This window comes from Bernardetia aquimarina (assembly GCF_042180575.1).
In the GTDB taxonomy this organism is placed as follows: domain Bacteria; phylum Bacteroidota; class Bacteroidia; order Cytophagales; family Bernardetiaceae; genus Bernardetia.
In genome coordinates, this window is sequence record NZ_CP170094.1 from 4,077,662 (window position 1) to 4,100,427 (window position 22,766).

General features: G+C 32.0%; 21 protein-coding genes. 9 read left to right on the forward strand and 12 right to left on the reverse strand.

Annotation, left to right across the window (positions count from 1 at the left end):
• Positions 1-14 precede the first annotated feature (14 nt).
• From ACE193_RS17435 to ACE193_RS17475, 9 genes are all read right to left on the reverse strand, one after another.
• A complete protein-coding gene (locus ACE193_RS17435) occupies positions 15-2,087 on the reverse strand; it encodes an insulinase family protein (RefSeq protein ID WP_375559503.1) in 2,073 nt (690 codons plus the stop codon).
• Positions 2,088-2,232: 145 nt separating this feature from the next.
• Positions 2,233-3,576, reverse strand: coding sequence for a M16 family metallopeptidase (locus ACE193_RS17440; protein WP_375559504.1), 1,344 nt, complete (start codon positions 3,574-3,576; stop codon positions 2,233-2,235).
• 162 nt (positions 3,577-3,738) lie between these two features.
• Positions 3,739-4,713, reverse strand: coding sequence for a LysM peptidoglycan-binding domain-containing protein (locus ACE193_RS17445; RefSeq protein ID WP_375559505.1), 975 nt, complete (start codon positions 4,711-4,713; stop codon positions 3,739-3,741).
• Between the two features lie 153 nt (positions 4,714-4,866).
• Positions 4,867-5,451, reverse strand: coding sequence for a Holliday junction branch migration protein RuvA (gene ruvA / locus ACE193_RS17450; RefSeq protein ID WP_375559506.1), 585 nt, complete (start codon positions 5,449-5,451; stop codon positions 4,867-4,869).
• A 204-nt stretch (positions 5,452-5,655) separates the two neighbouring features.
• Positions 5,656-5,808: a ribosomal protein L7/L12 gene (locus tag ACE193_RS17455; protein ID WP_375559507.1), complete on the reverse strand. Its 153-nt coding sequence runs from the start codon at positions 5,806-5,808 to the stop codon at positions 5,656-5,658.
• A 138-nt stretch (positions 5,809-5,946) separates the two neighbouring features.
• Positions 5,947-6,489 (reverse strand): dihydrofolate reductase family protein, encoded by a 543-nt coding sequence (locus ACE193_RS17460; protein ID WP_375559508.1) that lies wholly within the window; start codon positions 6,487-6,489, stop codon positions 5,947-5,949.
• On the reverse strand, positions 6,476-6,916 hold the full coding sequence (locus tag ACE193_RS17465) for a VOC family protein (RefSeq protein WP_375559509.1): 441 nt from the start codon (positions 6,914-6,916) through the stop codon (positions 6,476-6,478). The genes ACE193_RS17460 and ACE193_RS17465 overlap by 14 nt, the downstream gene beginning before the upstream one ends.
• A gap of 29 nt (positions 6,917-6,945) precedes the next feature.
• Positions 6,946-8,346, reverse strand: coding sequence for a hypothetical protein (locus ACE193_RS17470; protein ID WP_375559510.1), 1,401 nt, complete (start codon positions 8,344-8,346; stop codon positions 6,946-6,948).
• A gap of 136 nt (positions 8,347-8,482) precedes the next feature.
• On the reverse strand, positions 8,483-8,809 hold the full coding sequence (locus tag ACE193_RS17475; protein WP_375559511.1) for a DUF3467 domain-containing protein: 327 nt from the start codon (positions 8,807-8,809) through the stop codon (positions 8,483-8,485).
• A gap of 488 nt (positions 8,810-9,297) precedes the next feature.
• Between ACE193_RS17475 and ACE193_RS17480 the strand changes: the two genes are divergently transcribed.
• Both ACE193_RS17480 and ACE193_RS17485 read left to right on the forward strand, forming a co-directional pair.
• A complete protein-coding gene (locus tag ACE193_RS17480; RefSeq protein WP_375559512.1) occupies positions 9,298-10,242 on the forward strand; it encodes a helix-turn-helix domain-containing protein in 945 nt (314 codons plus the stop codon).
• 200 nt (positions 10,243-10,442) lie between these two features.
• A complete protein-coding gene (locus ACE193_RS17485; RefSeq protein WP_375559513.1) occupies positions 10,443-11,339 on the forward strand; it encodes a hypothetical protein in 897 nt (298 codons plus the stop codon).
• Positions 11,340-11,502: 163 nt separating this feature from the next.
• Here ACE193_RS17485 and ACE193_RS17490 read toward each other — a convergent pair whose 3' ends face one another.
• The 3 genes from ACE193_RS17490 to ACE193_RS17500 all read right to left on the reverse strand — a co-directional run bounded on the left by ACE193_RS17490 (position 11,503) and on the right by ACE193_RS17500 (position 13,512).
• Positions 11,503-12,084: an adenylate kinase gene (locus ACE193_RS17490; protein ID WP_375559514.1), complete on the reverse strand. Its 582-nt coding sequence runs from the start codon at positions 12,082-12,084 to the stop codon at positions 11,503-11,505.
• 309 nt (positions 12,085-12,393) lie between these two features.
• Positions 12,394-12,894: a flavodoxin family protein gene (locus ACE193_RS17495; protein WP_375559515.1), complete on the reverse strand. Its 501-nt coding sequence runs from the start codon at positions 12,892-12,894 to the stop codon at positions 12,394-12,396.
• A gap of 138 nt (positions 12,895-13,032) precedes the next feature.
• Positions 13,033-13,512 carry a tetratricopeptide repeat protein gene (locus tag ACE193_RS17500; protein WP_375559516.1) on the reverse strand — a complete coding sequence of 160 codons (480 nt, stop codon included), beginning with the start codon at positions 13,510-13,512 and terminating at the stop codon, positions 13,033-13,035.
• A gap of 568 nt (positions 13,513-14,080) precedes the next feature.
• On the opposite strand from ACE193_RS17500, the gene ACE193_RS17505 reads away from it, so the two are divergent.
• The 7 genes from ACE193_RS17505 to ACE193_RS17535 all read left to right on the forward strand — a co-directional run bounded on the left by ACE193_RS17505 (position 14,081) and on the right by ACE193_RS17535 (position 22,424).
• A complete protein-coding gene (locus ACE193_RS17505; RefSeq protein WP_375559517.1) occupies positions 14,081-14,383 on the forward strand; it encodes a hypothetical protein in 303 nt (100 codons plus the stop codon).
• A gap of 310 nt (positions 14,384-14,693) precedes the next feature.
• Positions 14,694-16,058, forward strand: a complete 1,365-nt coding sequence (locus ACE193_RS17510) for a Na(+)-translocating NADH-quinone reductase subunit A (protein ID WP_375559518.1) — start codon at positions 14,694-14,696, stop codon at positions 16,056-16,058.
• A 126-nt stretch (positions 16,059-16,184) separates the two neighbouring features.
• Positions 16,185-17,399, forward strand: a complete 1,215-nt coding sequence (locus tag ACE193_RS17515) for an NADH:ubiquinone reductase (Na(+)-transporting) subunit B (protein WP_375559519.1) — start codon at positions 16,185-16,187, stop codon at positions 17,397-17,399.
• Positions 17,392-18,204 carry an NADH:ubiquinone reductase (Na(+)-transporting) subunit C gene (nqrC, locus tag ACE193_RS17520; RefSeq protein ID WP_375559520.1) on the forward strand — a complete coding sequence of 271 codons (813 nt, stop codon included), beginning with the start codon at positions 17,392-17,394 and terminating at the stop codon, positions 18,202-18,204. Before ACE193_RS17515 ends, nqrC begins: the two co-directional genes overlap by 8 nt.
• A gap of 86 nt (positions 18,205-18,290) precedes the next feature.
• The gene (locus ACE193_RS17525; protein WP_375559521.1) at positions 18,291-18,980 is read left to right on the forward strand and encodes an NADH:ubiquinone reductase (Na(+)-transporting) subunit D; all 690 of its coding nucleotides are present in this window, start codon (positions 18,291-18,293) and stop codon (positions 18,978-18,980) included.
• An 84-nt stretch (positions 18,981-19,064) separates the two neighbouring features.
• The gene (gene nqrE, locus ACE193_RS17530; protein WP_375559522.1) at positions 19,065-19,685 is read left to right on the forward strand and encodes an NADH:ubiquinone reductase (Na(+)-transporting) subunit E; all 621 of its coding nucleotides are present in this window, start codon (positions 19,065-19,067) and stop codon (positions 19,683-19,685) included.
• Between the two features lie 264 nt (positions 19,686-19,949).
• Positions 19,950-22,424: a GumC family protein gene (locus ACE193_RS17535; RefSeq protein WP_375559523.1), complete on the forward strand. Its 2,475-nt coding sequence runs from the start codon at positions 19,950-19,952 to the stop codon at positions 22,422-22,424.
• Positions 22,425-22,766 lie beyond the last annotated feature (342 nt).

The following is a 22,766-nucleotide window of genomic DNA, read 5'->3' on the forward strand; positions in this document are numbered from 1 at the left end:
TATTAGATAAAAACCTATTCTACCATGAATATTTTAGCATCAAGAGTAGGATTAAACTTTACCTCTTTTACTTCAATTTTATATGCACCTTGTGGAGAGTTTCCTTCCATTTTGTAAGGCACTAAGAGATTTGTACTTCCTACTTTACGATAGTCTTTTATCATCATTTCACCTTCTGCCGAAACTTCTTTAATCAATAATCCTGTTTTTGGGTCAAAATATTGTAAACGCTCTCCATAATCTTTGTGTGTAATTTTGACTTCAAATACAGATTTGTCTTCCACTACTTGCGCTCCTACTAACTCAATGGTATAGCCATTTGATTTGTCATATTGAGCATAAGGATTGATAAAAGTTTGTTCTTTGATGCTATTTGTTTGTTCTGCTGGAAGTTCTTGTGTATTTCCTTGCATTACTAAATAGGCTTTTTTTCCATTATAAATTTGTTTCATTCCCATTTTAGCAACTTCCAAAGCAACCTTTTGTTGATTTTGAACATAAATTTTTTGTTCCATTTGCATTCCTGCAATACTCATTGTTTGTTCTTTTTCCATTGAAGTAACCTCATTCCATTTTTTACCTCCAATTTTATCTAAGTAATTTTGGATTACTTTGTCAGCAGTCATGCCTATCAAAATACGTTGGTCGGCTTGTGCTGCCATTTCTCCAAAGGCATCATAGATTTGAATATTTCCGAAAGGAGCAAGTTTTTCTATAAGAATACTTTGGTCACCTACAGCTACAATCGTAATATTTTCTGGTTTGATATACTTTTTAGCTGCATTTTGAATATCTTCTACTGTTACAGCATTTATTTTTTGAATATAATTACTATAAAAGTCAGACGATAAATCATATCTAGCAATATCAATGGCAAAATTAGCTACTGTTTGAGGACTTTCTAAAGAACGAACAAAAGAACCAATAGCACTTGCTTTTACTCTATCTAATTCTTTTTGAGAAACAGGTTCGTCTTTTATACGTTTCAATTCATAAAGAAATTGAACAACTGCGCTATCTGTAACGTCATTTCTGACACTTGCTGACATTCTAAAAGAAGAAGAAAGTTCATCAGGGCTTAATGAAGAATATGCTCCATACGTATAGGCTTTATCTTCACGAAGGTTTTGAATAAGTCTTGCACCAAAACCACTATTTCCCAAAATACCATTCATTAGTTTTGCAGCTACATAGTCTTCGTTATCTAATGGATAAAAAACAGGATAAGTAATATTAATAACTGTTTGAACTGCTCCAGCACGATTCGAAATAGCTACTTGTGGTTTTTCGGCTGCTTTTGGTGAGTCAAATTTTGTGGTAGGAACTTCTTTTTTCTCCCATTTAGCAAAATATTTTTCAGCTTGTTGTTTGGCTTCTTCCAATGTAATATCACCTACAATAGCTAAATAAGAAACATTTGGACGAAAATAGGTTTGATGAAAGTCTGTTAAATCTTCATTTTTGACGGCATTCAATGTAGTTTCTGTTTCTACTTCTCCGTAAGGATGATTATTTCCATAGTTTACTTTTGCCACTACATTACTTGCAATTTGTTCTGGACTAGAAGGTAAAGATTGAAGATTTGATAAGGCTTCATTTTTTACTTTTGTCAATTCTTCATCAGAAAAAGAAGGATTATAAAGAACATCAGAAAATATAGAAAGTAAGTTATCTGAATGGCGTTTTAAAGAAGAAGCATAAATTCCTCTTGAATAGGTAATTAGGTTTGCTCCCATAAAATCAATTTCTTCATCTAACTTTTCTTTGCTGCGTGTTTCTGTCCCACGACGAAGCATAGAACCAAACATGTTGAGCATTCCGACACGCTTTCCTTCCATAATTGGGTCATAATCGACAACTAAAGAATAAGAAATCTGTGGAAGTTTATGATTTTCGACGACAAATACTTGCAAACCATTATCTAATGTAAATGATTTAGATTTTGTAATTTCTACTTTGCGAGCTGGAGCAGCTTTTGGAGCTTTACTTCGGTCTAATTTTCCAGTAGAACCCGAAGGAACAGGTGTACATTGAGTAAATAAGAATGCCATTAGGAGAGCAATACTTAGAATAAATTTATTTTTCATTTTTTTATATTTATGTTATTGGTGAGGACACCAACAACGGCTATATTTTATTTTATTAAACACAGAGTTTAAAGAGAACACGGAGGAAACACAGAATATACTTTTAATATAATTGTATTATTTCTTACTTCTGCATTCATACTTCTTACTTTGTTTTGGGTAAATAATGAAGTGTAACTCTGTTTTCTTTAACTAAATATTTTTTGGCAGCTTCTTGTATTTCTTCTCTTGTTACCTTCATATAATTTTCAATTTCGGTATTGATAAGATTTGCATTTCCTCCATAAACGTGATTATCAGCCAATGTTTCAGTAATTCCTGCAATAGTGCTATTTTGAGTATAAAAATTTGCTTCGAATTGATTTTTGAGTTTTTGCAATTCTCTTTCTTCAATCAATTCATTTTTTACTTTTTCGTATTCCCCATCCATAGCAGCTTCCAAATCTAATGGATTTACTCCCATTGAGGCAATTCCAAAAGCAAGAGCAACACTTGGGTTTTGTTCTAAGTCTAAAGGAAAAGCTCCTACAAAAACAGCTTTTTGTTGTTCATCTTTTACAGATTTTGAAAGTCTTGAGCTTTCGCCATCAGAAAGGAGTGTAAATAACATTTTGGTAGCATAATAATCACTTTGTCCACGAGCAGGAACTTTAAATGCTTGAATCACGGCAGGAAGTTGAATGTTATCATAAACAGTATCACGCACTTCTTCCACTTGAGGAGGTTCAACAATTTGAGGTTGGATAACTTTTTTTCCTTTCGGAATTCCTTCAAAATACTTTTCTACTAATGCTGTCGCTGTTTTAATATCAATATCTCCAGCAATACTCACTACGGCATTATTTGGAACATAATATTTCTCATAAAAACTTTTGTAATCAATTTCTTCGGCAGCATCTAAATGTTCCATCGAACCAATTACAGAAGATTTATAAGGATGCTTAGTATAAACTCTTTTTAATGTTTCTTCTAAAAGAGAGCCATAAGGACGATTATCGATACGCTGACGACGTTCTTCTTTTACAACTTGCCTTTGTGTTTCGATTCCTGTACTATCTACTCGTGCATGTAACATACGTTCAGATTCCAACCAAAGAGCTAATTCTAATTGATTAGAAGGCATTACTTCATAATAAAAAGTACGGTCATAAGTGGTATTTGCGTTATTCATTCCACCCGAGTTTTCGATATAATCATCAAATTCTCCACGCTTGATATTTTTAGAACCTTCAAAAAGTAAATGTTCGAAAAAGTGAGCAAAACCTGTGCGATTAGGTTCTTCATTTTTCGAACCCACATGATAAAGAACCGTAACAGCCACAAGTGGAACAGAATGGTCTTCATGTAAAATTACGTGTAAGCCATTTTTGAGTGTAAACTCCGTAAACTCAATTTTAGAACCGTCTTTTATATCATTCTTATTACTTGGAATGAAACTTCCGAAGAATAATATAAGTAAGACTAAACTAGATAATAAGGATTTTTTCATTTATAAAAATATGATTTGTTAAACTATTTGCTATGTATTATTTGATGGAAAAGTAAGGGTAGGCATAAAAAACAGTAGAAACGACTCATAGGTTGTTTTCTACTGCTCAAAATTACACAAATTTTATAGAAATCTTTTTCTGATAAGAAGGTTAAGGTATATTTATTCTGACCAATCTAAATAAACAGGCAGTTCTTTACTCATTGTACCTAATCGTCGTCCAGCCTCATGGCTAATAATGATAACAACATTTTTATTTCTATCAAGATTCTTAATTTTACCTCTAATTTCAACTGTTACGCTACGTCCTGTACTTTCATTATGTACCTTGATTAATGTTCCTTTCGGAACTGTTCGGTGTAAGCCTATTAGTCTATCAGTGTCAAGTGTAACATGACAAACTCCTGATTCTGAATGAGCTTTTCCTTTTTTTGCTTGATTACTTGAAGCACTGGCAACAATCAAAACCTCTTCTGTTTTCTCACCTTTTCCTACAATTATTTTTTGTCCTGCCTTTATTTGTCCAGAAGGATTATCATTCATTTTTTTCAAACTATCGACACTTACTTTATACTTTTGAGAAATAGAATAAAGAGTTTCTCCATTTACTACTGTGTGATATTTATGTTGAGTCTCATTTTTTTTATTTGGGTCTTTAGCTGCACTATACGCATTGGCAGGAATGGCATATAAATCTTGATGATTACTTGGATAGGGAATCAAAAGTTCTTGTCCTGTTTGGATTTGAGCAGAGTAAAGCTCATTGAGTTCTTTGAGTGTTTTTACGTCGGTTTGAAACTTTGCAGCAATAGAAAAAAGAGTTTCGTTTGGACGAACTTTATAGCCTTTGAGTTGTGAGATTCTGTATGTCGTTTGAGTGTGTGGAATATATATAATTTGACCTACTTTTAATGGATAACGAGCAATTGGATTGAGTGTAATCAATGTTTCTTTATTTACGCCATATTTTCTAGCAATTTTATAAATATCTTCTCCAATCGTTACTTTGTGTTTGATATATAGATGGTTTCCTTTTCGCTCTAAGCCAATGGAATCTTTTTTTGATATAAAAGAAGAGAAAGCATTGGATGAAAAATGAATAAGAAAAAAAGTAATAAATAGGATAAAAAATTTCATTAATTTCTAGAGGTTGGGTTTTAGAGATTGGAGAATGGAAATACAGTTTTGAACACTGAGAATAAAAATGCAATTTTTGAACCACAGAGTAGAAAGAGATTGAAGAGAAATACAAATACAAGGAATTACAACTGGTTGCTGATAACTGAAAAATTATCCTTCTTGCAAACTATATGTTATCAATTCTTCTAAAGAAAGATCTGTGCCGTATTTTTTCAAAATAGCATTTATAGTTCGGTCAGCTACTAATTTTGATAATCCTAAACTGGTAAGTGCATTTGATGCTTGTTCTTTGAGTGCGCTACTCATTCCATTTTCGTCTTCTAATTGGAATCCTTCTTTTGCTAATTTATCTCTCAAATCTAAAACCAAACGTTCAGAGGTTTTCTTGCCAATTCCTTTTATTTTTTGAATAACAGAAGTTTGATTATTAATAATTGCGTTTGCAAGTTCGGAAACATTCATTGCCGAAAGCATTACTAAAGCTGTATTTCGTCCCACACCCGAAACACTAATAAGCTGTAAAAACATTTTTTTCTCACTTTCTGTCGCAAATCCAAAAAGCTCTTGCGAATCTTGAGTTACACTCAAATAAGTAAAGAGTTTACAAGGTTGTCCTTCTTGGATGATAGAATAAGTTTGAAGTGAGATTTTGAGTTCGTAACCCACGCCATTAATATCCAAAACAGCTAAGGAAGGTTCTCTTTTCGTTATTTTTCCGTTGAGATAGGCAAACATGAATCAGAATTATGAATGATGAGTGATAAATTATGAAAGAATGAAAAATGCTAGTATTCTTTTCTAACTTCTAATTTTATAATCAAAGATAGGCAAAAAAGGAGTTTCTTATAAATAAAAAGTAGAATTTTTTAGAAAAAACTCACAAACTCAATGGTATTACACTAATGGATTGTTATCGTTTGGTGGGAGTTTTTTGAGTTTTTATAATTTGTTTTTTATGCTATCAACATATTCTTTTGAATCTTTTAAACTTAAACCCGTAATTTCCTTTACACGTTTTACAGCTTCTATTATTCTGTTTTGTTTGATGAGGTTGATTATTTCTATTTCTAGTTTGGGGGTGAGTTGTGACATTTGTTAGACGTTTAATAATGAACTTTTATAATTTTACAAACGATATGATTAGTAGGGAAAGTGCATCAGGCATTTTCCCTGCTAAAATAAAAATAATAGAAGAAGATATTATTCTATCTATTAAATAAATAACAAAAATTATTTTTTCCTGTATCTTATTTGCACCAATCCAGTATCAAAACTTTTAGCTTCTTCTAGCTTTAAACTAATTCTTTTTTCAATATCACCAATAAAAAGTCTTTTTCCATCTCCCAAAAGTATTGGTATTATCGAAATGACATATTCATCAATCAGATTTTTTTCTTGTAGTAATTTTACAATTTGTCCTCCACCATCACAATAAATATCTTTTCCATCTTCTTTTTTGAGTTTTTGAATTAACTTTTCAATATCTCCATTATAAAATGTAATTCTTCCTTCATTAGTTATTTCTTGTCTTGTGATGACATAACAATCATACATTTCTGCTTGTGGAAATATGCCATTTGTTAGTTTAAGAATGGTTTGGTAAGTATTGCTTCCAACAATATATGTATCTACTTTACTTTGTAGTTCATCATAACCATAATCTTCACCTTCTTTTTCTACCATTGAAAGCCAAGAAATATCATCTTCTTTTGTGGCAATAAAACCATCAAGACTCATACTTATGAATAAAATTACTTTTCTAGAGGTTTTCATTATTTGTGAGTTTGTGATAAAATTCTTTAGTATTTACAACAAGCGTTGTTAGTTCAACGGTATGTCCATCAATATCTTTCGTATAAATAGAATGAAAATAATGATGGTCTTGAACTGTAAACTCTAAACCTAATTCTTGGTATCTAACTTTGGCTCTTTCAAAATTTTCATGAGTTACATTAAATGCAAAATGGTCTATTTTAATATTTTTTGATTGAGAATCTAGTACAACATCTTTTGTATTGGCAGGAAATAGAGCTATGCCAAATTTATTAGTCAACATAAAAACAGGGAAATTACCCCATTCTTTTAATTGACATTTCTTCAAGCCCAATACTTTGTTATACCAGTCAGCAGAGGCTTCTATATCCTTTACACGAATGGCTACATGGTCTAAAAAATCAATTTCAAATTTTTGTGAATCCATTTTTAAATTGTAGAGTTTAAAATTCAAATTTATTTTTTCAATTCATAAATCAAAGAATCTTTGGTAGAATATTTTTGAGATAATAATGGAATACGCTCAAAAAGAGGTGGGAGTTGTTTTTCGTTATCGATAATAAATTGAGGTTTTTCTTTTTCGATTTGATTATAAAATAATAAAAGTGCTTGATAATCATTTAATTCCTCAATTCGTTTTTGTGTTAGTTTCCAATCTAAGTAGGGCGTAACAGGTTTATTATCAAGGTAATAACTGTGGTTTTCTCCAAAAACCCATATTTTTTCATTTTTCAAATCAAAATCCGAAGATTTTTTAATAATAGCTTCTGAATAATCTAATGGGTAAAAAATAGTAGTACGAGTAGCCCAAAGCTGAAGACCAATTCCACTCAAGATAGACAAAAAAAGAAGCTCTGAAATCCATCTCCTTTGAATTGAAAACAAATAATATGTTCCAAAAAAAGCAATCGGAGGCAAGAAAAAAGCAAACTGAAAAGGAAGCCAGTATTTGCAAAGCAATAAACTAAACACAGAAGCAATTAGCCAAAAAATCATCATCTGACGACAATACGACTGATAATTGGTAAGACTACGACCAGAGAACATATTCAAAATAGCTAACACTAAAAACAATGTTGGAAAAGCCAAAATGATAACAAAATCTTGAATAGAAAGATAAAACTTTGGAGCAAATGAAATCGAACTAATATACTGTACTATAAAATCAATCAAACTATCATTCCAAAAGAAATATAAAGCCAATAATAGAATAGGAAAGGCAAAACCAAATAAAACAAGTAAATGCTGACGAAATGAAGTAGAACGAAAAACTCCCAACCCAACACTTACCCAAAATAGAAAAATGCTAGAAGGCAAGTGAAAAAGAGTAGCTATTCCCAAATAAAAACCAATCGTAAAAAGAGTTTGGTCGGCTGTATTTTCAGTAAGAGTAAATATTTCACGCAGTACCAAAAGCAAAAAAGTAAGCGATAAAAGCACAGGCGAAACATTGAAATAATCAAAACTAATCGAACCAAAAAAGACATACAGCATAGCAGGAACGTAACCCCTATCCAATAAAAAATCCCTTCGTACAAGCAGTGTATTGAAGATAATTGCTTGTAGAAATAAAAGTGCTGTTCCGATGAGAGCATACCCAAACACAGAACGCCCAAAAAGCACATCCAAACTTGCATAAAACCAAGCTGAAAAAGGTGCAATGCCTGCAAAAACTTCTTTATAAATACTATTTCCTTCAGCTACACGCTCACCGACCAACATAAAATCTAAAATAGGACTCAGAAGTGGAATATCAGCGAAAAAGATATTCAAAAGTAGAGGCAAGCGAAGCCCAAGCAATAAAAGCAGTACCGTCAGAAGACGAAAAGGGTCGTAAGTACGAAAAAATTGAAGCACAGTTTATTGGAAAATAGGGTTTAGAAAATGGGAAATGGGAATTAGAAAATCAAAATTAAGCAGTTATAGTTACTTTTAACTACTAAAATCTGACTTCTTACTTTAGTATTTCTGACTTCATACTTCTTACTTTGTTTTATGCTTCTCCTACTGTTCCCCCAAAGTTTAAGGGAAATTGATTAGCTTCTTCTTGAACTGAAATTTTGCCAACACTTGCCTCAAATTTATCAACACTATCTTTCAGAACGTGCAATAAGCGTTTTGCATGGTCAGGAGTAAGGATAATTCTTGACTGAACTTTTGCTTTTGGCGCACCTGGTACAAGTCTTACAAAATCTAAGAAAAATTCACTTTGAGAATGTGCTATCATAACCAAATTAGCATACGTTCCCTCTGCCATTTCTTCTGTTAATTCTATATTTATTTGTTGTTCTTGGTTGTTTTTGTTTGATGGGTTGTCCATAGTTTTATAAAATATAAGGTTAGTTGATGTATCTAAATTCTATCATGCGATAAAATAAAAATAGTTCCACATAAATTTTTTGATAAAAATACTACTAAATCTACCTAAATCAAAAGGCTCTAAGAAACTTAGTCATAAATAGGAGAATTAGATAGTTTTGTCGAAAAACAAGAAAAATAATTAAACAACGTACATACTCACAGAAAAATCCAATTTTTAGTCTTGAAATTTGATTATTTTTAGAAAAATTATACTATATTGCAGTATGAAATTTTGAAAGCTACTGATTTATTCCTATTTTTAGAAAGTAAAGTACTATTTTTAGTTACTGAATTAGATTAAAATTACTTCAAATTATATCATTATATCATAGCTTTTTTATAAATTCAATCAAAAAATAGTTAATCATAAATACCTTTTATTATTCCCATTATAGCTTAGTTTCTTTAATTTAATGGACTAACATTTACGAAATATCTACTTAATTTATGGAAGATTACAATAAGATTATCGAATCGCTTAGTATTCGATTTGTGCGAGCCAAACAAACCGTTGCTACTATTCCAATGCGTATCAAGCATTTTTATGATATTGATAACTCACTTATCTTTCTTCATAAAGGAATTATGCGTTTTGGTGCTAAAAACGAATTAGTAAAAGAAGGCGAAACGCTCTTTTTACCAGCAGGTAATTATACGACAATAACATTTGGAGAAGCCGAAAAATATGATATTATTTCTCCTGATGACCTTCTTCAAAAAAATGCTGTTCATCTTCAAACCTATCACGACCAAGACGGAGAAGCTCTTTTTTCTCAAGTTGTTTTAGATGCTCGTGTTTTTGGTTCGGTTAGTTTCTTTACTTCACTAGATTTGCCTCCTTTTGTTCTCAAGAATGCAAAAAAAATCAATGACCTTATTCAAGAAATTGTAGAAGAGGAAGCAAAAGAAAAAATTGGTAGCTCAAGAATGCTTGTCTTGAATACAGAGAAATTAGTCGTAGAAATGATTCGTTTTGTTTTGGAAGAGCGTTTGTTTGTAGAAAAATTAGCTACAAACAGTACTTATTTCAAAGATCCTCGTCTTATTCATTTATTTACCTATATCAGAGAAAATTTAGATACAGACCTTTCAAATAAAGTTTTGGCTAGTATTGCCAATGTTTCAGAAGATTATGTAGGGCAATATTTCAAACTTTTGACAGGAATCAATCCACAAGATTATATCGAATATCAACGTATGGATAAAGCTGTCGAACTGCTTCGTACTTCTAAAAAGAGTGTTCGTAGCATTGGTGTTGAGGTTGGTTATAAAGATACAGCTTACTTTTGCCGTCGTTTCAAAATGATGTTTGGTATTCCTGCTGGGAAGATGCGTAAACGTGACTCTCTCCTAAATGTACAACAACAAGAGCAAGAACAAGAAGCCTTATAAAAACAAACGCAATTTTAATGAATTAATCAAAACCAAATGAAATTTCATTTGGTTTTGTTTTTTGTATTTATTTTTCCAAGCTATCAAAAAAATAGGTTATGAAAAATTTTTTTAATCTAATTTTATGTTAATTTTGTTTGGAATTTTTTTTATTGTTTCTTTAAGATAGAACAATTATCAACCCTAAAAAACTTTGAATTATGTTTAAATCAAATGTTAATAATGTAGTACTTTGTGCTACACTCTTTTTTAGTGTTCTTTTTATCTCTTCGTGTGATAAAGGACCTAGTGAAAATGAGAAAAAACTAGCTATGGAAGTAGAAGACCTACGTCGTGCTAGAGAAAAAGATAGTTTATATCAAGCTGACTTGCAGCAAGAAATGAATGTTATTTATGTTCGTTTGGATTCTATGCGCCAAGTAGAAGACAAAATACGTAAACTGACTTCAGATATGCGTGGTGGGGCAGATGCTGCCACAACAGGTATGAGTATCGATCAAGGCATGCAACAAATTGAGCGTCAGATGCAAGCCAACCGTGCTAAAGTAGCTGAATTGGAACGTAAACTAAAAGAGTCAGGGCAACAAAATTCAGCACTTGCCAATACCGTTGCTATGTTGAAACGTTCTTTGGAAGACAAAGAAGCTGAAATCACACAAATGAGAGGACGAATTGCTGACCTAGAAGGTGAAGTAGAAGGTTGGAAGTCTCGTTATTCTGGAAAAATTGATGAACTGGACTCTACAAATGTAGTATTGGAAGATACTCGTACAGTAGCAAATACAGCATATTATGTAGTAGGTACAGAAAAAGAACTCAAAGACAAGGATATTATCATCAATGATAAAAAAGGATTTGAGCCTGACGGACGTGCAAAAAGTAAGTTTACAGCTATCGATATTCGTACTGTAAATTCGATTGTAATTGGAAGTGCAAGTGATGTGAAGGCCAAAAAAGTAAAATTATTACCTTCTCGTCCTTCTGGTTCGTTCAGAATTGAAGAAAGAGGTGGAAATGTATATTTAGAAATTACTAATTCTGAGAAATTTTGGGAAACTAAATATTTAGCTATCCTTTCTAAAACAAGTTTCTTTTAAGTTGTAGAAGTAATACAAAGACAAATATACTGTCATAATTATTTCTAGGTTGCTAAAAAAGGCATCTAAGTTTTATAAACTATTTTATAAAATTTGGATACCTTTTTTTTATTGGAATGAAAAAGTGTCTTTGAAAGTGTTTTAGTTTAAAACCACCAAAAAATTAACTAGCTTTTACTTGTTCAACAGCACCACGAATAGCAGCCGTTATTTCACTAATTTCTCCAACTCCTTCAATGACATGAAGTTTGTCTTGTTTTTTGTAATAATCTGCGACTACTTCTGTTTCGTTACGATAAACTTGTACACGATTTCGAATAAGTTCTTCTTTTTGGTCATCTACTCTACCAGAAGTTTTTCCTCTTTCCAAAAGACGTGTTACTAATTCTTCTTCATCTACATGAAGAGAAAGAACAGCGTCAATACTTTCATTATGAGAGTTGAGAAGAGTATCTAATGCTTCTGCTTGGTTTGTTGTGCGAGGAAAGCCATCAAAAATAATTCCTTTTGCACCTTTATTTTCTTTGAGTTTGTTTTCTATCATTCCAATTACCACTTCATCAGGAACTAAATTTCCTTTTGTCATATACTCTTCGGCTTTTTTTCCGAGTGGTGTTCCTGCTTTTCGCTCTGCACGTAGCAAATCGCCAGTAGAAATATGTATCAAATTATAATGCTCTACAAGATGTTGGCTCTGTGTTCCTTTTCCTGCACCAGGAGGGCCGAATAAAACTAAATTTAGCATAGTTTGACTATTTTATAAGGTGTTTTATAGTGTATTTTTTATAAAATTATTCATTTACAAAACTCAAATATAGCATTGGAATAGCTATTAATGATGAAATTGAGCTATCTTTTAAAAACAAAATGCTATCCATTCAATATTATTCAAGAAAAAAAGATAAAATTTTCCTAAAAACAGGATAACATCCATTGAGCGTAATTGAACGAGTAAATCAACATTAAGTTAGATTTAAGAAACTAAATGTAAGAAGCAAGTGCGTTAAATCCAAATATTGTATCTGAAATTAGCATAAAACCTACTTTATTTATTCTATTTAGTTATTTTATCTATAAATATATCTAATTTTTTGGTTACTTCTTCTGAAATTTCACCGTCTGACCACGTATGTACACTGCCTTTATAGGTCATGCCTAAGTAATTTGCACTCTCTCTAAATGGCATTTCGAATCCGTCTTTTATTTCTTCGTCCGAACCACAACTTACCATTGCCATTGATTTACCTCTTAGTTTTCGTCCTGTATCTTTGTCTATTTTCAAACAATCCGTAATTCTATCAAAAAAAGTTTTCATAATTCCTGACATAGAATACCAGTAAATAGGAGTGGCAAAAATAATCAAATCATATTCTACTATTTCTCTCATCAAAGGCAAAAAATCATCATTTTTGTTGCGTGAATCATAATCATAATTTGAAATAGTATAATTTTTTAAGTCTATAAAATCACAGTCTGTTTTTTCTTGAATGTAATTTGCAATTTTATTTGTATTGCCATTTTTTCTTGCACTTCCTTGAATGATAAGAACTTCCATTATTTTATACGATAACGATTGATTAGTAATAATTTTTCGAAAAATACGACAAAAAAAAGCAGTTATAAAATTTTATAACTGCAAGACTAGTAATAAAGGAACATATATATTATTTGTTTTGAGACTTACACACAATTTTTAATTTAACCTTGAGCGAAGCTCTTCAATTTGATCTTTTAGTTTTGGCTGAAAAGGGTGGATTTGATAGAGTTTTTCAAGTGTATTAAGTACACCATGTTCATCACCAATTTCAGAGTAGATGGTAGCAAGTCCTGCTAAAGCTCCAAAATGACGATTTTCCAAACTCAATGTCTGATGAATATCATCAATAGCAGCTTTATAGTTGCCTCGTAAATAAAAAGCTGTTGCTCGCTTGTTCCAGCCTTCAGCAAAACTTGGGTTTTTATCGACTACTTGTGTAAAAACATTGATAGCGTCATTATAATCTCCTTTTGACAGGCTCTCAGTTCCTAATCTAACTAAAGTATTCATTTCTATATTCCCTGTATTGAGCCAAATATTCCAAATTTGTGTTAGAATGGCTTCTATACGTGCCGTCGAACGTGCCGTTTGTAGCTGGGTAAAAAGTCGGTCAAGTATTTTATTGTCTTGTTTCATAATTGGTTGATATTTTAGTGGAATATTTTTATAATTTTAATTTTAACAGAATTACATGTCTATTTTATTTATTTAAACCAAATTTTTAACCAAAAAGTTGTCTTTGTTTGAAAAGTTAAAAAATTTATATAAAAAGTGCAATAAAAGCAAATAAATTTTGATTGATCTAATTTAAGAACCTGCAATCCATCTTTTTGCTTTAAGGTAGATGGTTGAACAGTAAAACTTCAGAATGTACTTATAATGAGTTTCAAAAAAATGTGAGCTTTATGGAATTCTAAATTAAAAAACATCTCCTCGTAGAAATTATTTCATAACTGAAGCAAGTTTAAGTAGCACCATGAAAAAACTATTATCTTTAATAGCACCTCTTTTAATTTATTGTTTGTCTTTTTCTGCTAGTTTTGCACAGTCAGACTCCCTAAAAAACAACAATATAAATCGTCGCTTTTATATCTAAAAAGACATATCTCTAATTACAGGTTATCAATTACAAAAAAATCATTTTGCTGAAATTGGAATTGGAGTAACAAGAATTGAATCTTTTGGAATCCATGGAAATATGTTGATGTATGGAATATCAAACGAACTCAAATTGTCAAATGATTTTATTTGGGGATTGAAAACAGGGATATACTTTGGAGGAATCGTAGGAATGAATATGGGTTTAAATGCAATTCATTATACAAATTTCAATGAAAGTACGCTTCGGATTAGACCAGAAATAGGAGTTGGAACGTATTTTTTTAGATTTATTTATGGATACAATTTCGCAGTAACAAATAAAAAATTTCAAGGAATCAATAAACATAACTTCAGTTTGCAAATCTTGTTGAATGTAAAAATGGTTAAGCACACATACAAAATGTAAAACCACAACCTTTTTAAGATTTCTCAAAACAAATTTCTTTTACATTGATTTGTAAGTCAAAAATAGCTTTTTATCGAATTCTAATTTGATTTTTAGTGATTTTAGGGAACTATTTCTGAAAAAATATGGCATTTTTTAAAATTATCTTTACTTTTATCGAATATAATTGAATTTATATGTGTAAAGTCTTGATATATTTTTTAATTTTGCCCTCAATTATTTTCTTGACTACTTCAAAGATATTCTGCAAACTACTATTCAGTTTGCCTAAAATTAGAAATATAAGAATCATTAGCTACAGCCAAGCACAATGAACATAAAAACTAGTAAAGGATTCGACATCAACCTCGTAGGCAAAGCTGCCTTACAAATAGGAACTGCTGATCAATCCGAAACATTTGCCATAAAACCTACCGATTTTGTAGGTATGCATCGCCCAAAAGTAGTAGTACGTGAAGGCGACGTAGTAAAAGCTGGAACACCTCTTTTCTTTGATAAAAAATTAGAAAAGGCTCTTTATACCTCACCTGTAAGTGGTGAAGTGGTAGAGGTAAAGCGTGGAGACAAACGAAAACTCCTAGAAATCAAAATTTTGGCAGACAAGCAAATCGAATACGAAAACTTTACGAAGTACAGCGTATCTGATATGGCAAATCTGAAAGGAGAAGAAGTAAAAGAATCACTTTTAAAAAGTGGTGCTTGGATAAACATTATTCAACGTCCTTATGGAGTTGTTGCTAATCCTGATGAAACTCCTCGTGCAATTTTTATTTCAGCTTTTGATTCAAATCCTTTAGCACCTGACTATGACTTCCTCTACAAAAATGATGGACAGTATTTTCAAGCAGGTATTGATGCACTAAAGAAAATGGTTGATGTTCCTGTTCATCTTACTACAAATGGAAAGGCTGAGGTTTCGGCTATTTTCCAAAATGTACGTAATGTAGAACAACACACTATTTCAGGACCTCACCCAGCAGGAAATGTAGGCGTTCAGATTCATCACATTGAACCTATCAATAGAGGTGAAGTGGTTTGGACAATCCACCCTTACGGAGTGATTCAGATAGGAAAGTTGTTTTTAGAAGGTCGTTATGATGCTTCTAAAAAAATTGCTGTTGTAGGTTCAGAAGTAACTACTCCACAATATTATGAAACTTATATTGGTGCTAGTGTAGGCAAGTTTTTGAAGAATAACCTAAAACAAGATCACGTAAGAGTAATTTCTGGAAATATTTTGACAGGAACAGCGATCGAAAAAGACAACTATGTTGGGTTTTATGATAATGTAGTTACTGTTCTTCCAGAAGGAGACAAACCTCGCTTTTTCTTGAGTGATGGTTGGTTAGCTCCTACTTCTCGTTTGAGTTTCCACCGTGCTTTGGGTCTTTTATCTTTCCTCAATCCTAAAAAAGAACGTGTCATTGATACAAGTTTGAATGGAGAAGAAAGAGCTTTTGTAGAAACAGGTGTAATGGAACAAGTAGTTCCGATGGATATTCTTCCTCTACAACTTGTAAAATCTATTATGGCAGAAGATTATGATGGAATGGAGAGTTTAGGTATTTATGAAGTCATTGAAGAGGATGTTGCTCTTTGTGAGTTTGTAGATGTTTCTAAGCATCGTATTCAAAATATTGTCCGTCAAGGCATTGAACTTTTACGTGAGGGCTAAAATCTAGCAAGCTCATAATTGTTCTGATAAATAGAGTTTGAATTATTTTTCTACTAAAAATAATGTTCAAACCAATTAAAAATAAACAACTAATTTGGTTCATATATACCTTATAAATTCGTAAGTATGAAGTTCTTACATGATATTTTAGAAAAACAAAAACCAATGTTTGAAAAAGGAGGAAAACTTGAAAAGTTTTATTACCTTTTTGAAGCTGGTGAATCGTTTGCCTTTACTCCTCCTACCACAACTCCTGCAAAGGGTGCACATATTCGTGATGCCATTGACTTGAAACGTATGATGATGACAGTAGTTATCGCTATGGTTCCTGCTTTGTTGTTTGGTATTTGGAATGTAGGTTATCAACATTTCTTAGCAACAGGAAATACTGACGCAACTCTTTTAGAAATTATAATGGTGGGTGCTATTCAAGTATTGCCTATTGTTATTGTTGCTTATACGGCTGGTGGTATTGTAGAAGTTATTTTTGGAATAATTCGAAAACACCCCATCAATGAAGGATTTTTAGTAACAGGAATGCTTATTCCACTCGTTATGCCACCTGATATTCCTCTTTGGCAAGTTGCTTTAGCTACTGTTTTTGCAGTTGTGATTGCAAAAGAAGCCTTTGGAGGAACAGGAATGAATATTTTGAATGTAGCCCTTACAGCTCGTGCTTTTCTTTATTTTGCTTATCCTACTGATATTTCTGGTACAGTTTGGACATATTTAGGAGATGGAGGAGCAAAAAATGCAGTTGATGGTTATACAGGTGCAACAGCATTATCTATTGCAGCAGAAGCCCCAGTTGGAACAAGTGTTGATGCAGCTTTGCAGTCAGCTACAAGCTCTTGGGCAGGCGCAGAAAGTTTATTTAGTTTTAATAATATGCTTATCGGCATAATTCCAGGGTCTATTGGAGAAACATCTGCTTTGATGGCTCTTTTGGGAGCAATTATTCTTATTGTTGCTGGTGTAGCTAGTTGGAAAATTATGGTAAGTGGTGTAGTTGGAGCTTTAGTGATGGGGCTTATCTTTAATGCTGCTGGTTCTACTCCTTTTATGCAAATGATGCCTCATTATCACTTGATTATGGGTGGTTTTGCATTTGGAATTGTCTTTATGGCAACTGACCCAGTATCGGCTGCACAAACTGAAAGAGGTAAATGGATATATGGATTTTTTATAGGACTTCTTACTGTTCTTATCCGTGTATTTAACCCTGCTTATCCAGAAGGAATTATGCTTGCCATTCTTCTTATGAATGTCTTTGCTCCTCTGATAGATTTTTATGTAATTAATGCTAATAAAAACCGTAGATTAAAAAGAATCCATGTCTAAAGAATCCAACGCATATATCGTAACCTTTGCTGTAATAATGATTGTCGTTATTGCTGCAACACTCGGCTTCGCTAAAGAGTTTTTAAAAGATTCACAAAAACAAGCCGTAGAATTAGATACTCAAAAACAAATTTTGAGTGCTATTGTTCCACTTACAGATATTAGTAAATCTAAGAAGGAAGCTCCAACAGCTCAAGAAGTAAATACCTATTACGCCAAACATATCGAATCCATTGCAGTAGATGTAAATGGCGATGAGAAAAAAATGAATCAAGATGGCGAACAAATCGTCCCTGAAAAAGTAAGTATCCGTAAAGAATTTAAGAAAAAGGATAAAGCCGAAAAAATTCTTCCTGTTTTTAAATTTAAAGATGACGCAGGAAAAGTAACTGCTTATATCTTGCCTGTTTATGGAAATGGTCTTTGGGATAATATTTGGGGCTATATTGCTCTTGAGCCAGATATGAAAACTGTAAAAGGTGCTGTCTTTGACCACAAAGGAGAAACTCCTGGACTAGGCGCACGTATCGCTGATGATGATATCGAAAGCCGTTATGCAGGTAAAACTATTTACAATGACGAAGGCGAACTAGGTATCGAAATGATTAAAGGCGAAGGAAATGTAGAACCAGGTTCTTTACCTAAATATAAAGTAGATGGCATGTCAGGAGCAACTATCACAGGACGTGGAGTGAATGACATGTTGAAAAATTATTTTACTTTATATGAAAATTATATGCAGAAAGTAAAAAAAACTACCTCATCTAATTCTACTTCTTTAGAAAATATAGCTCTAGTAAAATAGAACAGAAAACAGAAAATTTAGGCTTAATATAAAACACTATAAAATTTATTGGAAAATTTTTCAATAAATTGCAACTATAAAATTCTATGGCAACAGAAACAGCTAAATCTATGGAGGCTACCGTAGTCAAGAAAAAGTCGGAAGATTTATTCTCAAAACGCCGTCGTCGTTTGGTAGCAGATCCATTAGACGATTCTAATCCAATTACAGTACAAGTTTTGGGTATTTGTTCGGCTCTTGCCGTTACTGCCAAAATTGCTCCTACTCTTGTTATGGCTACTGCTGTAATGATTGTCGTAATTGGTTCAAACGTTATTGTATCACTTTTACGTAATGTAATTCCAGGGCGTATCCGTATTATTGCACAGCTTGCTATTGTGGCAATGCTTGTAATTTTGGTGGATCAAGTTCTGAAAGCCTATTTTTATGACCTAGCCAAAATTGTTGGGGTTTATGTAGGACTTATCATTACAAACTGTATTATTATGGGACGTTTGGAAGCCTTTGCAATGGGTAACAAACCGTATGATTCTGCTCTTGACGGCTTAGGAAGTGGCTTAGGTTATGCTTGGGTTATTTTAGTAGTTGCCTTTTTTAGAGAGCTTTTCGGTTCTGGAACATTACTAGATATTCCAATTATAGCTCCTTTGAATGAAGCATTAGGAGTAACTATCCCTAACAATGGACTTATGACTAATCCAGTTGGTGCATTTATCGTTATCGGTATTATCATTTGGGTACAACGCTATTTCAATGGTTATGTAGAAGACCATTAATTTATTGCTTTAAATTTTTTATAAAATAAAATCTTGTCGTTGTTGTGTTTTTTATCTAAACCAACAATTCATCAATTACTAAAAATGGATTTAATCAATATATTTATTCGTTCGGTTTTTATCGAAAACATGGTCTTTGCTTACTTTTTGGGAATGTGTTCGTATCTAGCCGTTTCTAAAAAAGTATCGACAGCAATGGGACTTGGTCTTGCAGTAGTTTTCGTTTTGGGTGTTACTTGTCCTGCCAACTATTTGATTCAAAAATATTTGCTTGCAGAAGGAGCATTAGCTCGTATTCCTGGATTAGGTGAAGAATTTGCAAAAGTAGATTTGAGTTTCTTACAATTCATTACCTTTATTGCCGTAATTGCTTCTATAGTACAGCTTGTAGAAATGGTAATTGAACGTTTTTCTCCTGCTCTGTATGGTGCATTAGGTATTTTCTTACCACTTATTGCTGTAAACTGTGCTATTTTGGGTGGCTCACTCTTTATGGTTCAGAAAGAATACGATTTTGCTCAATCTGTTGTATATGGTATCGGTTCTGGTGTAGGTTGGTGGATTGCAATTATTGCATTAGCTGCTATTCGTGAGAAAATGAGATATTCAAATGTTCCTGCGCCTTTGCGTGGTCTTGGTATTACATTTATCATTACAGGACTTATGGGACTTGCTTTTATGTCTTTTATGGGAATTACACTGTAAAACACTTCAAAAGCTAACTTAATATACTTAGCATTCAAAATAAAAAAAGACTCCTTTCTTTTATTACGTAAAGAAAGGAGTCTTTTTTATATACAAAATTACTTTTTAGTAAATGCTCAACTATATTTTTATAAAATATTTATTTATATTATAGAGAGGCTTTTATCAAAAATTTGTATTTTTGTAGTTAAAATGCTCATAGGTAAGAATCTGTAATAAAAAGTGAGCAACTAATTATACGATTAAAGTAAATTTCTTTATAAATTGGATATTCAACAAGATGTCATTACTATTTCGTCAGATAGTAATGCAAGTAAACAGTTTAATGGGCAGTCTACACCACATAGACAAAACTCCCAGTCTATACTTTCAAACACTGATAATGATGCTTTTAATCCTAAGAAAATAATATATACTCTTTGGAAAAATAAGTTTTTTATTGTTTTTTGTATTGGTATTGCATTTGCCGTTGCTTGGTGGAAAACATATTATGCAACTCCTATTTATACAGTAGGGGCATCACTCCAATTAAAGGATAATCGAAAAGGAGCTTCTCCTGCAAACTTACTCTATTCACAAGATATGTTTGGAGGTAGTAAGCGTTTGTCTGCTGAAATAAAGTTTATACGTTCTTATCCATTTATAAAAAGAGTTTGTGAGAAAATGGATATGCGTGTCTATTACTATCAAGAAGGTAATATTCGTACAACTGAGATTTATCCTGTTCAAAATGCACCTTTTGAAGTAATTATAAATATTGATGCTGATAGTAATCTAGTAGAACTTCCAAATTATAAAGTTAAATTTCAAGATGAGAAAACTTTTCTCCTTATAAACTCTCAAGAAGAATGGGATAATGCTCGCTCTTACAAATTTGGAGAAACTATATCTGAAAGTAGTACTTCTTTTAAGGTATTGAATAAAAACTTAATAAAAGGAACTGTTTATGGGTTTCATTTTACAAATCCTTCTTCCTTAGCTCGTGATTTTTTAGCACGCTTATCTGGATATGCTGAGGAGGATGCTTCCTTAATTCGATTAAATTTAATTTCTTCTGTACCTGAACGAGCAAAAGATTTTATTATTACCGCAATGGAGGAATATATTGCCTATGGATTAGAAGATAAAAATTTAGAGGCTGTTCGTACTATTAATTTTATTGATGAACAATTATCTCAGATTAGAGATTCTTTATTCTTAATAGAAGATAAAATACAAAACTTTAAATCTAATAATAAATTTATAGTAGGAGAAGATGCAATAGGTCGCAATTTAGAGCAATATACTGCTTTAGAAGAGGAGAATAGAAAGTTACAAATGAAAGGTAAGTATCTTGATTATTTGATAACTTATATTAAAGAAAATGACAATTATAAAGGAATTACAACTCCTTCAGCAGTTGGGGTAGAAGATGGTATTGCTAATACATTAATAGGGAGATTAGTGGATTTGCAAATACAAAGGGAAGTCTTTTTAGAAAAAGGAAGTAGTAAAAATCCATTTTTATTAGAAAAAAATATAGAAATAGATAAAGTTAGAGAATCTTTATTAGAACATCTAAATAATACAAAGTTAAATGATAGAATAGCTGCTGAAGACATAAAAAGTCGTATTAATACACTTAATAATCAAATGAACTCTTTACCGAGTGCAGAACGTAAATTAGTCAATATAAATCGTCTTTATACTATTAATGAAGAGATTTATATTTTACTACTAAACAAACGTATGGAAGCTAGTATAGCACAGGCTGCTGCTAGGGAAGAAAGTCAAATATTAGAACCACCATTTAATTATGGAGCTATATCTCCCAACGCAAACCAAAATTATTTGATTGCATTATTATTAGGATTAATAACTCCTATTGGCTTGATTTATCTTAGAAATTATTTTAGAAATACAATAGAAACCTTAGATGAAGTAAAAAGTATTTCTAGTGTTCCTATATTAGGAGTAGTAATGCACTCTAAAAAAAGAAAACAGGGGAAAAATACTCCTTTAGTGCATGAGCAACCTAAATCAGCACTTGCAGAGGCATTTCGTTCTATACGCTCCAATTTATTATTTCTGATAGGACGTGTAGAGAAAACAAGTACTCTTATGATTAGTTCCTCTATATCAGGAGAAGGAAAATCATTTTGTTCTGCAAATATATCTATTTCTTTAGCTTCCACAGGAAAAAGTACTGTTCTTATTGTAGCTGATATGAGAAAGCCTCAAATGTATATACCCATGCCAAATGATGAGTATAAAAAAGATGGTTTAAGTACTTACTTGATAGGAAGTAAGAATTTAGATGAGGTTATTCAACCTACTTCAGTAGAGAATTTGGATGTAATTCATTCAGGTGCAGTTCCTCCAAATCCAGCAGAGCTTTTGATGGGAACTACCATGGACGAACTGATAGATGAATTAAAAAAACAATATGATTATATTATAATAGATACCCCTCCTTTAGGATTAGTTAGTGATGCTCTCATTTTGGGTAAATATGCTGATGCAACAGTGTATATTGTACGTCAAGATAGAACTCCAATAGAAAAACTGAAAGGGTTAGAACGTATTTATAATGATCAAATGCTCAAAAATGTAGGTATCCTTTTCAATGATGTTAAAACGCAAGCAGTTGGTGTGTATGGATATGGTTCTTATGGAGGATATGGCTATTATGAGGTGAATGATGCTGATTTACCTTGGTGGAAAAGAATTGCTAATAAGGTGAAAAAATCATCAAAGTAACGTGTTACTGTTTAGAATCCAAGCACACAAATTAGTTATTTATTTTTGGAGATTACCTTGAGTTTTTCTTTCTTAGAAAAACTATGGCTCTTCCAAGTTTTTAGCAAAATATCGTATTTCAGTCTGAAAAGCTAGAAGTTAGTTCCTCAGAACTGAATACAGAGTGTTTGTATTTTAGCTGAATTGTATCGAAGAGTCAATAAAATATAGTAAAGGAGTAGTCTTTTTTATAAGAAAAGTCTGCTTAGGGAGCTTAGAAATAAGAATTAATTCAGATGAAATCTTTTTAAATTAAGCTGTTTATAGTCAGCACATTTGCAATAGCAATTTGTAACTTGTTGA

What these genes read in the sequence shown, in the direction of transcription:
- ACE193_RS17435 (WP_375559503.1), bottom strand. Translation starts at nt 2,087, where the DNA reads ATGAAAAATAAATTTATTCTAAGTATTGCTCTCCTAATGGCATTCTTA.
- ACE193_RS17440 (WP_375559504.1), bottom strand. Translation starts at nt 3,576, where the DNA reads ATGAAAAAATCCTTATTATCTAGTTTAGTCTTACTTATATTATTCTTC.
- ACE193_RS17445 (WP_375559505.1), bottom strand. Translation starts at nt 4,713, where the DNA reads ATGAAATTTTTTATCCTATTTATTACTTTTTTTCTTATTCATTTTTCA.
- ruvA (WP_375559506.1), bottom strand. Translation starts at nt 5,451, where the DNA reads ATGTTTGCCTATCTCAACGGAAAAATAACGAAAAGAGAACCTTCCTTA.
- ACE193_RS17455 (WP_375559507.1), bottom strand. Translation starts at nt 5,808, where the DNA reads ATGTCACAACTCACCCCCAAACTAGAAATAGAAATAATCAACCTCATC.
- ACE193_RS17460 (WP_375559508.1), bottom strand. Translation starts at nt 6,489, where the DNA reads ATGAAAACCTCTAGAAAAGTAATTTTATTCATAAGTATGAGTCTTGAT.
- ACE193_RS17465 (WP_375559509.1), bottom strand. Translation starts at nt 6,916, where the DNA reads ATGGATTCACAAAAATTTGAAATTGATTTTTTAGACCATGTAGCCATT.
- ACE193_RS17475 (WP_375559511.1), bottom strand. Translation starts at nt 8,809, where the DNA reads ATGGACAACCCATCAAACAAAAACAACCAAGAACAACAAATAAATATA.
- ACE193_RS17480 (WP_375559512.1), top strand. Translation starts at nt 9,298, where the DNA reads ATGGAAGATTACAATAAGATTATCGAATCGCTTAGTATTCGATTTGTG.
- ACE193_RS17485 (WP_375559513.1), top strand. Translation starts at nt 10,443, where the DNA reads ATGTTTAAATCAAATGTTAATAATGTAGTACTTTGTGCTACACTCTTT.
- ACE193_RS17490 (WP_375559514.1), bottom strand. Translation starts at nt 12,084, where the DNA reads ATGCTAAATTTAGTTTTATTCGGCCCTCCTGGTGCAGGAAAAGGAACA.
- ACE193_RS17495 (WP_375559515.1), bottom strand. Translation starts at nt 12,894, where the DNA reads ATGGAAGTTCTTATCATTCAAGGAAGTGCAAGAAAAAATGGCAATACA.
- ACE193_RS17500 (WP_375559516.1), bottom strand. Translation starts at nt 13,512, where the DNA reads ATGAAACAAGACAATAAAATACTTGACCGACTTTTTACCCAGCTACAA.
- ACE193_RS17505 (WP_375559517.1), top strand. Translation starts at nt 14,081, where the DNA reads ATGTATGGAATATCAAACGAACTCAAATTGTCAAATGATTTTATTTGG.
- ACE193_RS17510 (WP_375559518.1), top strand. Translation starts at nt 14,694, where the DNA reads ATGAACATAAAAACTAGTAAAGGATTCGACATCAACCTCGTAGGCAAA.
- ACE193_RS17515 (WP_375559519.1), top strand. Translation starts at nt 16,185, where the DNA reads ATGAAGTTCTTACATGATATTTTAGAAAAACAAAAACCAATGTTTGAA.
- nqrC (WP_375559520.1), top strand. Translation starts at nt 17,392, where the DNA reads ATGTCTAAAGAATCCAACGCATATATCGTAACCTTTGCTGTAATAATG.
- ACE193_RS17525 (WP_375559521.1), top strand. Translation starts at nt 18,291, where the DNA reads ATGGCAACAGAAACAGCTAAATCTATGGAGGCTACCGTAGTCAAGAAA.
- nqrE (WP_375559522.1), top strand. Translation starts at nt 19,065, where the DNA reads ATGGATTTAATCAATATATTTATTCGTTCGGTTTTTATCGAAAACATG.